We start from the raw sequence: 12,506 nt of genomic DNA on the forward strand, positions 1-12,506 counted from the left end.
CCCTAACCCTCTCCCCAAAGGGGAGAGGGGACCGTTCGGTGCGGTTTTTCCCCTCGACCCTCTGGGGAGAGGGTCGGGGTGAGGGGCGAAATTCGCTTACTTAGCCAGCTTGTTCTTACGCAGGAACATCCAACCCAGCCCCAGCACGATGAACCAGATTGGCGTCACCATCAGCGCTTCGCGGGTGTCCGCTTCCAGGGTCAGCAGCACCAGAACGAAGGCGAAGAACGCCATGCAGACCCAGCACATCACCTTGCCCAGCGGCATTTTGTAGATGGATTTTTCATGCAGGTGTGGACGCTGCTTACGGTATACCAGGTAAGAGCACAGGATAATCGTCCAGACGAACATAAACAGAATCGCCGACACGGTGGTGATCATGGTGAAGGCCGCGATCACGCTTGGGTTCACCATCAGCATCACCACGCCGCCCAGCAGGCAGATACAGGAGAAGGTCAGCCCTTTTGCCGGTACCGCACGCTTAGAGAGCTTGGCGAACAGGCTTGGTGCCACGCCGTCCTGCGCCAGGCCGAACAGCATACGGCTGGTAGAAAACACGCCGCTGTTGGCAGAAGAGGTCGCTGAAGTCAGCACCACGAAGTTGATGATGCTCGCCGCCGCCGGCAGGCCGACCAGCATGAACAGCTCAACGAACGGGCTCTTGTTTGGTACAACCGAGCTCCACGGGGTCACGGACATAATCACAATCAGCGCAAACACGTAGAACATGATGATACGGATTGGAATGGAGTTAATCGCGCGTGGCAGGGATTTCTCAGGATCTTTGGTTTCCGCCGCGGTGGTACCGACCAGTTCAATCCCCACGAAAGCGAAGACGGCTATCTGGAAGCCCGCAAAGAAGCCGCTGATGCCTTTCGGGAACCAGCCACCGTCGTTCCACAGGTGAGCGAACGACGCTTCTACGCCGGTCGGTGATTTGAAGTGCATCAGCACCATCACCAGGCCGACGATAATCAGCGCCACGATGGCGACGATTTTGATCATCGCAAACCAGAACTCCATCTCACCGAACATCTTCACGGTGGCGAGGTTCAGGCTCAGCAGCAGGACTACCACCGCCAGCGAGGCCACCCAGTCAGAGAGTCCGGGGAACCAGAACTGCGCGTAGGCGGTGATGGCGACGACGTCCGCCATCCCTGTCACCACCCAGCAGAACCAGTAGGTCCAGCCGGTAAAATACCCAGCCCATGGGCCAAGCAGGTCAGCGGCAAAGTCGCTGAACGATTTGTACTCAAGGTTGGAGAGCAGCAGCTCGCCCATCGCACGCATCACGAAGAAAAGCATAAAGCCGATGATCATATAAACGAAGATGATCGATGGCCCAGCGAGACTGATAGTTTTGCCCGATCCCATAAACAGCCCGGTACCGATGGCGCCGCCGATGGCAATTAGCTGAATATGTCGGTTTGTGAGGTTTCGCCGTAGCGATTGTTCAGCCGGCTCCTGCTCAGCGGCAGCAGCGACTTTGATCTGATCAACCATGTATTTTTCTTCCTGTTGTTTCTGTCTGTGTTGTGCGGGCTCTACTGGCCCTTTATGTCGTCATGCAAGACGATCCTATCTATAGGATGTCTCGATATTAGGTAAGAATCGGAGGGATGAATACTATGATTTAAATATAATGTTAATTTTATGTTTAAAGTGAGTGTTATATCACCTCACCTATGGGAAACAGCTCACAAAAATACACGCAATTGCTGTATTTGCAAGATTAAATCCCAACATATATCTAACTTCAGGAGTTTGTATCCCCTCCCCGGACGGAGAGAGGATAAGTGCGAGGATTACAGGATTTCCAGTAACTCGACTTCGAAGACCAGGGTGCTGAACGGAGGGATGGAAGCACCCGCACCGCGCTCGCCGTAGGCCAGGTTATGAGGGATGGTCAGTTCCCACTTAGAGCCAACCGGCATCAGGGTCAGCGCTTCAATCCAGCCAGCGATAACGCCGTTAACCGGGAATTCAGCTGGCTCGCCGCGCGCGACGGAGCTGTCGAATACGGTGCCGTCAATCAGCTTACCGGTATAGTGCACGCGAACGTGATCGGTACGCGCTGGGATTGCGCCTTCGCCTTGGGTCAGAACGCGGAACTGCAGGCCGGATTCGGTGCTGTTTACGCCTTCTTTCTCACGGTTTTCTTCCAGATATTTCACGCCGTCTTCGGCCATCGCCGCAAAACGTTCACGACGCACGGCATCAGCACGTTCGTGGATTTCACGCAGCGCACGATGAACAACGTCTACCGGCACGGCAGGCTGTTTGCCTTCCAGCGCATCAGCGATACCGGCAACCAGTGCTTCCGGCAGTAAACCCTGCAAACCGGACTCGCTCAGCTGCTGCCCTACCTGCAGGCCGATACCGTAGCTTGCCTGTGCTTCAATAGTGTCAAAAGTCGGGGTGGCCATCGTCTTTCCTTTCTTCGGGTATAAAGTAGCGGGCAGCATAGCAGCCACGCCGCACAGGGTAAAACTTTGTGTCAGGAAAGATGACAAATTCCCGGGAAAAAGAAACCATTCAGATGCCCTATAGGATATGATGATAATGCGCTTTGCCACGTTCATCAGGCAGTTAGCCATCTATACTGGATAGCATCGACACGGAGCAGGAGGAGAGCCATGCCCGGGAGATTTGAAATAAAACCTTTGCTGGTGAAAATCTGGCACGCGCCGGACGATCTTCGCATCCTGGACCCGCTGCCGCCTGCCCACCGTCGCGGCGTGATTGTTGCTGCACTGGCTATTATTGTCGGCTTCCTGCTGCCTTCCGCTGACGACAGCCCACCGGCGCAGGTCACGCGTTCCGCTCAGCTGGATTTCCAGTCGCAGTCGCAAACGCCGCAGCCGGACGCCCAGCCATTGCACGCTCAGTTGGTGACGCCATCTAACGATCTCGATCAGGTTGCCCCTGTCGCGCCGGAACCGGTGCAGGAAGAGCAGCCGAGCGAACAGCAGGCTGCGCCGTCGCGCACTCAGCCGTATCAGGAGAGCCGCAGCAGCAACGAATGGCATACCTATCAGGTAGAAGCCGGTAAAACGCTGGCGCAGCTGTTCCGTGACAACAATCTGCCACCAACGGACGTATATGCCATGGCGCAGGTCGAAGGTACGGGTAAACCGCTTAGCAATTTAAAGAATGGTCAGAAGGTACAGATTCGTAAGAACGCCAACGGCGTGGTAACCGGGTTAACCATTGAGTCCGACAACGGTCAGGTGCTGTTTACCCGCCAGCCGGACGGCAGCTTTATTCGCGCGCGTTAACACGTCTTGATCGCGACGCCGAGTCTCCCCGGCGTCGCTTCGCCCGGCCGGGCTACTTTTTAACTTTATTGACCCACCAAATCCCCGAACAGACCAGCACCAGCGCCAGCGCGTATTTCCACTCGAGAATATTTTCCCCGAGGAAAATCGCCGACAGCACCGAGCCCGATACCGGGATCAGGAAGTTAAACGGCGCAATCATTCCCACGCGGTTGTACTTGAGTAGAATGCTCCACAGCGCAAAGGCGACCGACGAGAGCAGCGTCAGATAGCCAAGAATCGCCACCGATGAGAAACCGTGGAAGGTCAGCGTGCCGCCGCTCAGATAGCCGCCGACCACCAGCGCCAGGCCACCCAACGCCAGCTGGTAGCCGGTCATCACCGTCGGGTCTACCGTTTGGGAGATGCGTTTTCCGTACAGCGACGCTGCCGACAGGATAAACGCCGCCAGCACCACCGAGCCATCGCCCAGGCTAAAGTTGAAGTCCAGCAGCCCGCTATTGAAGTTCACCGCCATCACCCCGGCAAAGCCGAGAATACAGCCCAGCGTCTTGTTATAGCTCAGTCGGTCGTTCTGGTAGATAAAGTGCGCCAGCAGCACGCTAAAGAAGGTGCCGGTGGCGTTCATGATTGACCCTTTCACCCCGGTGGTGAAAGCAAGGCCGATGTAGAAGAAGATGTACTGCAGCGAAGTCTGCGTCAGCCCTAGCAGGGTCAGCTGACCGAACTGCCGTGCGCTCAGGCGCGCCACCGGCTTGCGCTGCGCCATCGCCAGCAGAAGCAGTATCAGCCCGGCAAACAGGAAACGGTAGCCGGCAAAGACGATTTTAGTCGGGATATCATCGGCGGCGATCTGAAACAGCTCATACCCGCTCTTAATCGCCGGGTAGGCACTTCCCCACAGCAAACAGCAGAATGCAGCACAGAGATAGACGATGTTTTTACGGGAAAACAGAGGATACTGGCGCAGAGTTTCCATTCTTTCACCAAAAATTAAAATATTGTTTTAATTTTTTGATTATCGCGAAAAGGATGAAAGATAGCCAGTCGAAAAGTGGGGAGGTCTAAAAAGCAAAACGCCGGCACAAGGCCGGCGGTTTGTTGTTACCAAAACGTGGGTTGCTGATTAAGCAGCAACAACGTTGATGATAACTTTAGCGAATACTTCGCTGTGAACCTGGAAGTCCACTTCGTGCTCGCCAACAGTACGCAGAACGCCGTTCGGCAGGCGAACTTCGCTCTTCGCAACTTTAACGCCAGCTGCAGTAACTGCATCAGCGATGTCGCGAGTACCGATGGAACCGAACAGTTTACCTTCGTCGCCTGCTTTAGACGCGATGGTTACTGATTCCAGTGCTACGATCTGTGCAGCACGAGCTTCTGCAGCGCCCAGAACGTCAGCCAGTTTGGCTTCCAGTTCTGCACGACGTGCTTCGAAGAATTCAACGTTTTTCTTGGTAGCAGGAACAGCTTTGCCCTGTGGTACCAGGAAGTTACGAGCGTAGCCCGCTTTAACGTTAACTTGATCACCCAGGGTGCCCAGGTTTGCTACTTTATCAAGCAGAATAACTTGCATTACCTTATCCTCTTAAAGTCGTTAATAGACGGCGGCCGATTACTGATGACGATCGGTATACGGCAGCAGGGACAGGTAGCGAGCGCGCTTGATGCAGCGAGCCAGCTGACGCTGGTATTTTGCACGAGTACCGGTGATACGGCTCGGGACAATTTTACCGCTTTCGGTAATGTAGTTTTTCAACGTTGCGATGTCTTTGTAATCGATCTCAACAACGCCTTCCGCGGTGAAACGGCAGAACTTGCGACGACGGAAATAACGTGCCATATGGCTAGTCTCCAGAATCTATCAATTCAATCTGCTCGGCATGCAGAACCATTTTGCTCAGGCCATTCTTTGCTTTGTGGCAACAGATAAAACCCTGAACGGTGACTGCACTGCCGACCGTTATACTGTGAGTAATGGCCTGGTTTTCGTGTCCGCTAATAATAACGGGCATTTGGCACCACGCCTGCCGGTGAAAACCGGCTTCCTCCTGCACAGAACGATGCTCAAGCACGAACTGGCAATGAGGAATTCCTGATGGGCTGACCTTGCGAAGCGGTGTTCTGCACACTGTGCCGGATAACACCAGACGATTGGTCATCAGAAATTACTCTTCAGAATCCCCAGCTTCAGCATCATCTGAGGTTTCGTTTGCGAAATCATCGCGACGTTCACGACGCTCGTCTTTCGCTTTAACCATCGGAGACGCTTCGGTAACAGCGTGCTTAGTACGCATAACCATGCTGCGGATAACGGCATCGTTGAAGCGGAAGTTAGTTTCCAGCTCATCGATCACTTCCTGCGGCGCTTCAACGTTCAGCAGAACGTAGTGAGCTTTGTGCAGTTTGTTGATCGGGTAAGCCAGCTGACGGCGGCCCCAGTCTTCCAGACGGTGGATCGTGCCTTCTGCTGCAGTGATTGCACCAGTGTAGCGCTCGATCATACCCGGAACCTGTTCGCTCTGGTCAGGATGGACCATAAAAACGATTTCGTAATGACGCATCGAATTGCTCCTTACGGATTATTCAGCCTCCTGTCTGGGTCAGCCGAGGCCCATGGAGGCAAGGAACGTGTTAAAGGTCGGCTGAAAAATGACGCGTAATAATACTTGCCAGCCCCGGGAAACTCAAGCTGATTGCGCAAAAAATTCACACAAAACGCAAAGTCGACCTAAGTCAGTGATTTAAAATTAAACAGCCCCGAATGCGGCAATTTTTTGAACAACAGCATCAGAAAAGGTCGCCATACACTTGCCAAAGACCGATTACAATTAAGTCAGTAGTCAACCACAGCAAGAGGAGAGCCCCCGCGTTAGCGCCAGGACTGTCAGTAAGGAGTCGAGTATGAAATCTATCGTCATTGCCGCAATGGCTGTGTTACTGGCAAGCGCCAGCGCACAGGCTGCCATTAAGATCGATGGCCATCAGGCACGTAACATGGACGATGTTCAGAGCCTGGGGGTTATCTATATCAACCATAATATCGCCACTGAGCAAGAGGCCGACCAGGCGCTCAGTCAGGAGAGCGATGCTCAGGGGGCGAAATATTTTCAGCCCATCCTGATACATGAGCCCGGAAGCAACGGTTTGATCCACGCGAGCGCTGCGCTGTATCGCTAATCCCGTGCTTCGTTCTTCGCCCCCGCACTGAGGGCGAAGAACGCCTGCCGTAAAAAGGCCCCGGAATCAGACCAGTAACATCCCGAAGGCGTACAAATCCCGGAGCACAATTTTTAGGTTAACGATCACTGCCCGTAATAAGCGTTCGGGCCATGCTTACGCATAAAGTGTTTGTTCATCAGGTAGCGGTCGATCGGGCTAAGCGCCGGGTTGATACCGCGCGCGATCCACGCCATTCTTGCCACTTCTTCCATCACCACCGCGTTATGCACCGCGTCGTGCGCGTCTTTCCCCCAGGCAAACGGGCCATGCTGATACACCACAATTCCCGGCGTATGCAATGGCTCAACGTCACCCAGCGTCTCAATGATCACCTTGCCGGTGTTCAGCTCATATTCGCCCTGCACTTCAGCTTCGGTTAACGCCCGGGTACAGGGAATATCGCCAAAGAAATAGTCCGCATGGGTCGTGCCGAGCGCGGGGATCGCCAGGCCGGCCTGCGCCCACGCGGTCGCATGCGTAGAATGGGTATGCACTACGCCGCCAAGAGACGGGTAGCGGCGATACATGGCCAGGTGCGTCGCGGTGTCAGAAGAAGGGCGATAGCGCCCTTCAACCACGTTGCCGTCCATATCCACAACGACCATGTCATCCACGGTCATGGTCTCATACGCCACCCCGCTGGGCTTAATCACCACCCGGCCGCGTTCACGGTCGATAGCGCTGACGTTGCCCCAGGTAAAGGTCACCAGACCATAGCGCGGCAAATCCATATTGGCATCAAACACCTGCTGTTTTAGCTTTTGCATTATGCCGCCTCCACCAGCCCGGCGCGGGCCATTCTGGCCTTCACCCAATCGCGCGCTTTTGCCACTTCACCCGCCGGGTCGTCCGAGGTTTCACTCCACATCTCAATCAGATATGGGCCGCAGTAGCCGCTCTCGCGCAGCGTTTCAAAGCAACGTTCGAAATCGACGACGCCTTCACCAAAGGGAACGTTTTTAAAGACGCCGGGTTTGGTGTCTTTCACGTGCACGGCGACGATATGCCCTATCCCGGCCTGCAGTTCCATCTGCACGTCGTTATCCCACGCCGACAGGTTGCCGATGTCCGGGTAAAGCTGGAACCACGGGTTATTCAGGTAGTGCGCATAACCGAGCGCCTTACTGATGGAATTCATCAGTGGGTAATCCATGATCTCCATCGCCAGCGTGACCTGCGCGCGGCTGGCCATTTCAACGCTCTCCTTCAGGCCGTCGCGAAAACGCCGACGCGTTTCGTCATTCGCCTGTTGGTAATAGACGTCGTATCCCGCCAGTTGAATCACCCGGATACCGATATCCTGCGCGAAGCGGATAGCTTTACGCATAATCTCCAGCCCCTGGTTGCGAACGTCATCATCTTCACAGCCCAGCGGGAAGCGACGATGGGCGCTCAGGCACATCGACGGCACCCGCACGCCAGTTTCCGCAATTGCGCTTACCAATGCCAGGCGCTGCTCGCGGCTCCAGTCGAGGCGCGACAGGCGCTCGTCGGTTTCATCCACCGACATTTCAACGAAATCAAAGCCCAGCGCTTTTGCCAAGCACAAGCGCTCCAGCCAGCACTCCCCGGCAGGGAGCGCTTTTTCATAGATGCCAAGCGGTGTCTGTTTCGACAACATAGGCCGCTCCTTAGCCCCAAAGCTGCGCAATAGAACGCTTGAACTGACGCGCAGCTTCTACTGGAGACGCCGCGTCACGAATGCTACGACCGGCAATAAAGACGTGAATAGGAATACCCGCGAACAGCGGCAGGTCTTCTAGCGCCAGCCCCCCGGTGACGGTCACTTTAAAGCCCATCTCTGCCAGACGTTTGATGGCGCTGATATCCGCCTCGCCCCACGCCACGCCCGCTGCCTGCGCGTCGCGACTGCGGTGATAGACTACCTGCTGAATGCCCGCATCACGCCACTCTCTGGCCTGCTCCCAGGTCCAGTAGCCGGTCAGTTCAATCTGTACGTCGCCGTTAAACTCTTTTGCCACGTCCAGCGCGCCCTTGGCGGTGTTAATATCCGCGCAGCAGATGACGGTGACCCAGTCAGCATTAGCTTCAAAACACATACGGGAGAGGATTTTGCCCGCATCGGCAATTTTGGCATCGGCCAGCACGATTTTATGCGGGTACAGCGCCTTAAGGTCGCGCACCGCGCGCACCCCTTCGCCAACGCAAAGAATGGTGCCGACTTCAATGATATCAACCTCTTCCGCAATCAGGCGGGTGGTTTTGTAGGCGTGGGACAGCGTCTGGTTGTCCAGCGCAACCTGCAACATCGGTAATGACATATTCAATTCCTTCTTAAGCTGTCGCCGCCAGAGTGGCGCTATCGATTAAATCCAGCACTTCCTGCTCGGTGCGGCAGGCGCGTAAACGGTCGAAATTGGCTTCATCTTCAAACAGATTAACGATCTGCATGATGCCCTCTTCCTGATGGGTACGAGCATCGACCGCCGCCAGGGTGATGAGAATATCGACCGGGTCGTTGTCTTCGTGGTTAAACACCATTGGGGTTTTCAGGGTGACTAATGCAAAACCGTTTTTCTTCACCCCTTCTTCAGGGCGGCCATGCGGCATCGCCAGACCTGGGGCAATAACGAAGTACGGGCCGAAGCGCTCAACGCCATCCAGAATCGCCTGGAAGTAGCGCGGCTCTACCACACCAGCCTCCACCAGCAGATCCACGCCCACTTTGACCGCCTCCTGCCAGCTATTGGCTTCCGCCTGCAGGCGGATGGATTTATTCTCCGCCAATGAATCACGTAGCTTCATGGGTTGTCCTTACTTCACGTCTTTCGGGAAATGCGCGCTGATGACTTCCATCAGCTTCGGACCAAAATCGGCCGCCGAGAGCATATTGCGTACGCCCACCACGTATTTGTTGCCGGAGACGGTGATTTCGCTCGCCACGTGGGTGGAGGCGATAATGATGTCGGCCCCGCTCAGCTCGCTTTTGTACTCGCCTACCGCACAACTGTTCACCGTGTGATCAACACCCTGCTCTTTGAGGAACTGGTCGACTTTCATCTTCATAATCATGGAGCTGCCTTGCCCACAACCACATACAGCCAGGATACGTACGGTCATAATCAACACTCCTTAGTGAGCAGAAACTTCTGCCATTTGTTTTTCCGCATCTTCTTCGGCACGCAGGGTGCGGCCAGCGAAGAACATATAAGCCAGGGCAATCACGATAATGACGGCCATGAAAATCAGCCCGATGGAGGCAAAGCCCTGCATCATCGGCGGTGCCAGAATTGACCAGTCGGCCATCCCCATCCAGGCGCTCATACCGGTCAGTTTCACCGCCCATACGCAGCCGAAGATTTCGATCATCCCCATCACCAGACAAATCTTGAGCGCCGCGCGCCAGCCGCCGAAGTGGTTGGCAAAGACGCCGATGGTGGCGTTGGAGAAGAACATCGGGATAAAGCCAGGAATAATCAGGATGGAAGAGCCGCAGCCGACCAGAATGCCCACGGCAATCAACTGGCCGATGGTGCCCCACATAAAGCCCCATACAACGGCGTTTGGCGCGAAGCTATAGATGGCGGCGCAGTCAATCGCCAGGACGGCACCGGGGATCAGACGCTGAGAGATACCGTTGAAGGCTTCGGACAGCTCGGCGACGAACATACGTACGCCCTGGGTGATGATGAAAATCGCCACCGCAAACGAGAAGCCGGTTTGCAGAATGTAGATGGTCCAGTGGGTTTTACCGGCCATCGCCTGCACCACGTCCAGACCAAACGACAGCAGAATCGCGCCGAAGAAGACCGTCATCACGATGGCGGTGGAGACAATGTTGTCATGGAAGATATTGAGCCAGCCCGGCAGCTTCAGATCCTCCACGCTCTCCTCTTTTTTACCGAGGAACGGCGCAACCTTGTAGGCAATCCATGAAGCAAACTGCTGCTGGTGACCGATGGAGAAGCCGCAGTTATCCGTCACTTCCTGGGTCGGCTTGTACATCATGTTGGAGGTAATGCCCCAGTAGAGCGACACCAGCACCGCGGTGCAGATAATGGTGGTCCACATCGAGTAGCCGCAGATATAGAAGAACACCGCAATCAACCCGGCCTGCTGGAACATGATGTGCCCGGTGAGCATGATGGTGCGGATCCCCGTAATACGCCGCAGCAGTACGTAGCAGATGTTCAGCGCCAACGCTAACAGCACCGCATATCCCACCCAGCTATAGGCATCACCCATGCGTTCGATGGTTGCCATCATTGAGGCGTAGGTATCAGAGATGGCACCGTTGATGCCGTAGACCTCGGACATCTTTGCCACCACCGGTTTGAAGGTGCTGGTCAGGATGCCGGACCCCGCCTGCAGCAGCATAAAACCGATAATCGTTTTGATAGTGCCTTTGATAATCACGCTGACGCTTTTACGCAGCAGGATATAGCCAAGACAGGTCACGATACCCAGCAGCAGCGGGGCGTTGGTCATCACCTGATTAAAAAAGACGGTAAAGATGTTGTAGAGGATCTCCATAACGCTCTCCGATAAATGAAGTGGCTGAACCAGCAACCCTGCTCAGCGGTGGTGTGACACACTCTAATAATCAAAAATAATCACAACAAGATGCAATTTGATTAAATGTGACGCGCACCGCAATAATAAGCACACTTAAAGGATGGAATTAATAACCATTCAAAAAACATCAAATTAATTCAATTAAATCAATTATGTAATAATAAAACATAGGTTAACAATTATTGATTTATGGTTACCAGCCATTGAGATCGCCCTCTCACACGTCAAAAAACATCATTGCAATAATGAAAAAACGGTGACAACATCAATCATAACAAATCACAGCATGATTATTTATGACGATTTAAGAGGAAAACACGATGAGTAAAGTTGAGACCATCTCGCGAGAATCCTGGATCCTGAGCACCTTCCCAGAGTGGGGCAGCTGGCTGAATGAAGAGATCGAGCAGGAGCAGGTCGCGCCGGGCACTTTTGCGATGTGGTGGCTGGGCTGCACCGGTATCTGGCTGAAATCAGAGGGCAGCACCAACGTCTGCGTCGATTTCTGGTGCGGTACGGGGAAACAGAGTCACGGCAACCCGCTGATGAAGCAAGGTCATCAGATGCAGCGCATGGCGGGGGTGAAAAAATTACAGCCGAATCTGCGCACCACGCCGTTTGTGCTGGATCCGTTTGCCATTCGTCAGATCGATGCCGTGCTGGCGACCCACGATCATAACGATCATATCGACGTGAACGTGGCGGCCGCTGTTATGCAGAACTGCGCGGACGACGTGCCATTTATCGGGCCACAAACCTGCGTCGATCTGTGGGTGGGCTGGGGCGTGCCAAAAGAGCGCTGCATCGTGGTGAAACCGGGTGACGTGGTGAAGGTAAAAGATATTGAAATTCATGCGCTTGATGCCTTTGACCGCACCGCGCTGATTACGCTACCTGCCGATCAAAAAGCCGCTGGCATTCTGCCGGACGGTATGGACGCCCGCGCCGTAAACTACCTGTTCAAAACGCCGGGCGGCACCCTGTATCACAGCGGTGACTCCCACTACTCCAACTACTACGCCAAGCACGGTAACGAGCACCATATCGACGTCGCGCTGGGCTCCTACGGCGAGAACCCGCGCGGGATCACCGACAAAATGACCAGCGCCGATATGCTGCGCATGGCCGAAGCCCTGAACACCAAAGTGGTGATCCCTTTCCACCACGATATCTGGTCAAACTTCCAGGCCGATCCGCAGGAAATTCGCGTGCTGTGGGAGATGAAAAAAGACCGTCTGAAATACGGATTTAAGCCGTTTATCTGGCAGGTTGGCGGCAAGTTTACCTGGCCGCTGGATAAAGATAATTTCGAATATCACTATCCGCGCGGCTTCGACGATTGCTTTACCATTGAGCCGGATCTGCCGTTTAAATCGTTCTTATAATTGCACATTCCCGGCGTCGCTGCGCTCGGTTACGTGGTAAACAACGAATCATACGCTCTGCCATCACCCGTAGTCCCCACTGCAG

The 12,506-nt window shown here is 54.6% G+C and carries 16 protein-coding genes; 3 read left to right on the plus strand and 13 right to left on the minus strand.

Annotated features, from left to right (window positions below):
- Window positions 1–96: 96 nt before the first annotated feature.
- Together cycA and fklB are read right to left on the minus strand one after the other, a co-directional pair.
- Window positions 97–1,503, minus strand: coding sequence for a D-serine/D-alanine/glycine transporter (gene cycA, locus FHC49_RS09480; protein WP_185669115.1), 1,407 nt, complete (start codon window positions 1,501–1,503; stop codon window positions 97–99).
- 302 nt (window positions 1,504–1,805) lie between these two features.
- Window positions 1,806–2,426 carry an FKBP-type peptidyl-prolyl cis-trans isomerase gene (gene fklB, locus FHC49_RS09485; protein ID WP_220439636.1) on the minus strand — a complete coding sequence of 207 codons (621 nt, stop codon included), beginning with the start codon at window positions 2,424–2,426 and terminating at the stop codon, window positions 1,806–1,808.
- A gap of 210 nt (window positions 2,427–2,636) precedes the next feature.
- On the opposite strand from fklB, the gene FHC49_RS09490 reads away from it, so the two are divergent.
- On the plus strand, window positions 2,637–3,278 hold the full coding sequence (locus FHC49_RS09490) for a LysM-like peptidoglycan-binding domain-containing protein (protein ID WP_185669114.1): 642 nt from the start codon (window positions 2,637–2,639) through the stop codon (window positions 3,276–3,278).
- Between the two features lie 52 nt (window positions 3,279–3,330).
- On the opposite strand, the gene FHC49_RS09495 is transcribed toward FHC49_RS09490, so the two are convergent.
- The 5 genes from FHC49_RS09495 to rpsF all read right to left on the minus strand — a co-directional run bounded on the left by FHC49_RS09495 (window position 3,331) and on the right by rpsF (window position 5,842).
- Window positions 3,331–4,257: a DMT family transporter gene (locus FHC49_RS09495; RefSeq protein ID WP_220439637.1), complete on the minus strand. Its 927-nt coding sequence runs from the start codon at window positions 4,255–4,257 to the stop codon at window positions 3,331–3,333.
- 147 nt (window positions 4,258–4,404) lie between these two features.
- Window positions 4,405–4,854 (minus strand): 50S ribosomal protein L9, encoded by a 450-nt coding sequence (rplI, locus tag FHC49_RS09500; RefSeq protein ID WP_035893274.1) that lies wholly within the window; start codon window positions 4,852–4,854, stop codon window positions 4,405–4,407.
- 39 nt (window positions 4,855–4,893) lie between these two features.
- On the minus strand, window positions 4,894–5,121 hold the full coding sequence (gene rpsR, locus FHC49_RS09505) for a 30S ribosomal protein S18 (RefSeq protein ID WP_002210155.1): 228 nt from the start codon (window positions 5,119–5,121) through the stop codon (window positions 4,894–4,896).
- Between the two features lie 4 nt (window positions 5,122–5,125).
- Window positions 5,126–5,440: a primosomal replication protein N gene (priB, locus tag FHC49_RS09510; protein WP_062776065.1), complete on the minus strand. Its 315-nt coding sequence runs from the start codon at window positions 5,438–5,440 to the stop codon at window positions 5,126–5,128.
- A gap of 6 nt (window positions 5,441–5,446) precedes the next feature.
- The gene (gene rpsF, locus FHC49_RS09515) at window positions 5,447–5,842 is read right to left on the minus strand and encodes a 30S ribosomal protein S6 (protein ID WP_035893279.1); all 396 of its coding nucleotides are present in this window, start codon (window positions 5,840–5,842) and stop codon (window positions 5,447–5,449) included.
- 340 nt (window positions 5,843–6,182) lie between these two features.
- Between rpsF and FHC49_RS09520 the strand changes: the two genes are divergently transcribed.
- Entirely contained in the window at window positions 6,183–6,458 is a 276-nt protein-coding gene (locus FHC49_RS09520) for a DUF1471 domain-containing protein (RefSeq protein WP_185669112.1), read from the plus strand.
- A 125-nt stretch (window positions 6,459–6,583) separates the two neighbouring features.
- Here the strand turns inward: FHC49_RS09520 and FHC49_RS09525 are convergent, their stop codons facing one another.
- From FHC49_RS09525 to ulaA, 6 genes are read right to left on the minus strand one after another with little or no spacing between them, the layout of a single operon-like run.
- Entirely contained in the window at window positions 6,584–7,267 is a 684-nt protein-coding gene (locus FHC49_RS09525) for an L-ribulose-5-phosphate 4-epimerase (protein WP_185669111.1), read from the minus strand.
- A complete protein-coding gene (locus tag FHC49_RS09530) occupies window positions 7,267–8,121 on the minus strand; it encodes an L-ribulose-5-phosphate 3-epimerase (protein WP_220439638.1) in 855 nt (284 codons plus the stop codon). Before FHC49_RS09530 ends, FHC49_RS09525 begins: the two co-directional genes overlap by 1 nt.
- 10 nt (window positions 8,122–8,131) lie before the next feature.
- The gene (gene ulaD, locus FHC49_RS09535) at window positions 8,132–8,782 is read right to left on the minus strand and encodes a 3-keto-L-gulonate-6-phosphate decarboxylase UlaD (RefSeq protein ID WP_220439639.1); all 651 of its coding nucleotides are present in this window, start codon (window positions 8,780–8,782) and stop codon (window positions 8,132–8,134) included.
- A gap of 13 nt (window positions 8,783–8,795) precedes the next feature.
- A complete protein-coding gene (ulaC, locus tag FHC49_RS09540) occupies window positions 8,796–9,266 on the minus strand; it encodes a PTS ascorbate transporter subunit IIA (RefSeq protein WP_185669108.1) in 471 nt (156 codons plus the stop codon).
- 9 nt (window positions 9,267–9,275) lie between these two features.
- Entirely contained in the window at window positions 9,276–9,581 is a 306-nt protein-coding gene (gene ulaB, locus FHC49_RS09545) for a PTS ascorbate transporter subunit IIB (RefSeq protein ID WP_185669107.1), read from the minus strand.
- 12 nt (window positions 9,582–9,593) lie between these two features.
- Window positions 9,594–10,994 (minus strand): PTS ascorbate transporter subunit IIC, encoded by a 1,401-nt coding sequence (gene ulaA / locus FHC49_RS09550; protein WP_185669106.1) that lies wholly within the window; start codon window positions 10,992–10,994, stop codon window positions 9,594–9,596.
- 362 nt (window positions 10,995–11,356) lie between these two features.
- Between ulaA and ulaG the strand changes: the two genes are divergently transcribed.
- The gene (ulaG, locus tag FHC49_RS09555) at window positions 11,357–12,421 is read left to right on the plus strand and encodes an L-ascorbate 6-phosphate lactonase (protein ID WP_220439640.1); all 1,065 of its coding nucleotides are present in this window, start codon (window positions 11,357–11,359) and stop codon (window positions 12,419–12,421) included.
- Window positions 12,422–12,506 lie beyond the last annotated feature (85 nt).

This window comes from Kluyvera sp. EC_51 (genome assembly GCF_019584505.1).
In the GTDB taxonomy this organism is placed as follows: Bacteria; Pseudomonadota; Gammaproteobacteria; order Enterobacterales; family Enterobacteriaceae; genus Kluyvera; species Kluyvera sichuanensis.

What these genes read in the sequence shown, in the direction of transcription:
- cycA (WP_185669115.1), bottom strand. Translation starts at nt 1,503, where the DNA reads ATGGTTGATCAGATCAAAGTCGCTGCTGCCGCTGAGCAGGAGCCGGCT.
- fklB (WP_220439636.1), bottom strand. Translation starts at nt 2,426, where the DNA reads ATGGCCACCCCGACTTTTGACACTATTGAAGCACAGGCAAGCTACGGT.
- FHC49_RS09490 (WP_185669114.1), top strand. Translation starts at nt 2,637, where the DNA reads ATGCCCGGGAGATTTGAAATAAAACCTTTGCTGGTGAAAATCTGGCAC.
- FHC49_RS09495 (WP_220439637.1), bottom strand. Translation starts at nt 4,257, where the DNA reads ATGGAAACTCTGCGCCAGTATCCTCTGTTTTCCCGTAAAAACATCGTC.
- rplI (WP_035893274.1), bottom strand. Translation starts at nt 4,854, where the DNA reads ATGCAAGTTATTCTGCTTGATAAAGTAGCAAACCTGGGCACCCTGGGT.
- rpsR (WP_002210155.1), bottom strand. Translation starts at nt 5,121, where the DNA reads ATGGCACGTTATTTCCGTCGTCGCAAGTTCTGCCGTTTCACCGCGGAA.
- priB (WP_062776065.1), bottom strand. Translation starts at nt 5,440, where the DNA reads ATGACCAATCGTCTGGTGTTATCCGGCACAGTGTGCAGAACACCGCTT.
- rpsF (WP_035893279.1), bottom strand. Translation starts at nt 5,842, where the DNA reads ATGCGTCATTACGAAATCGTTTTTATGGTCCATCCTGACCAGAGCGAA.
- FHC49_RS09520 (WP_185669112.1), top strand. Translation starts at nt 6,183, where the DNA reads ATGAAATCTATCGTCATTGCCGCAATGGCTGTGTTACTGGCAAGCGCC.
- FHC49_RS09525 (WP_185669111.1), bottom strand. Translation starts at nt 7,267, where the DNA reads ATGCAAAAGCTAAAACAGCAGGTGTTTGATGCCAATATGGATTTGCCG.
- FHC49_RS09530 (WP_220439638.1), bottom strand. Translation starts at nt 8,121, where the DNA reads ATGTTGTCGAAACAGACACCGCTTGGCATCTATGAAAAAGCGCTCCCT.
- ulaD (WP_220439639.1), bottom strand. Translation starts at nt 8,782, where the DNA reads ATGTCATTACCGATGTTGCAGGTTGCGCTGGACAACCAGACGCTGTCC.
- ulaC (WP_185669108.1), bottom strand. Translation starts at nt 9,266, where the DNA reads ATGAAGCTACGTGATTCATTGGCGGAGAATAAATCCATCCGCCTGCAG.
- ulaB (WP_185669107.1), bottom strand. Translation starts at nt 9,581, where the DNA reads ATGACCGTACGTATCCTGGCTGTATGTGGTTGTGGGCAAGGCAGCTCC.
- ulaA (WP_185669106.1), bottom strand. Translation starts at nt 10,994, where the DNA reads ATGGAGATCCTCTACAACATCTTTACCGTCTTTTTTAATCAGGTGATG.
- ulaG (WP_220439640.1), top strand. Translation starts at nt 11,357, where the DNA reads ATGAGTAAAGTTGAGACCATCTCGCGAGAATCCTGGATCCTGAGCACC.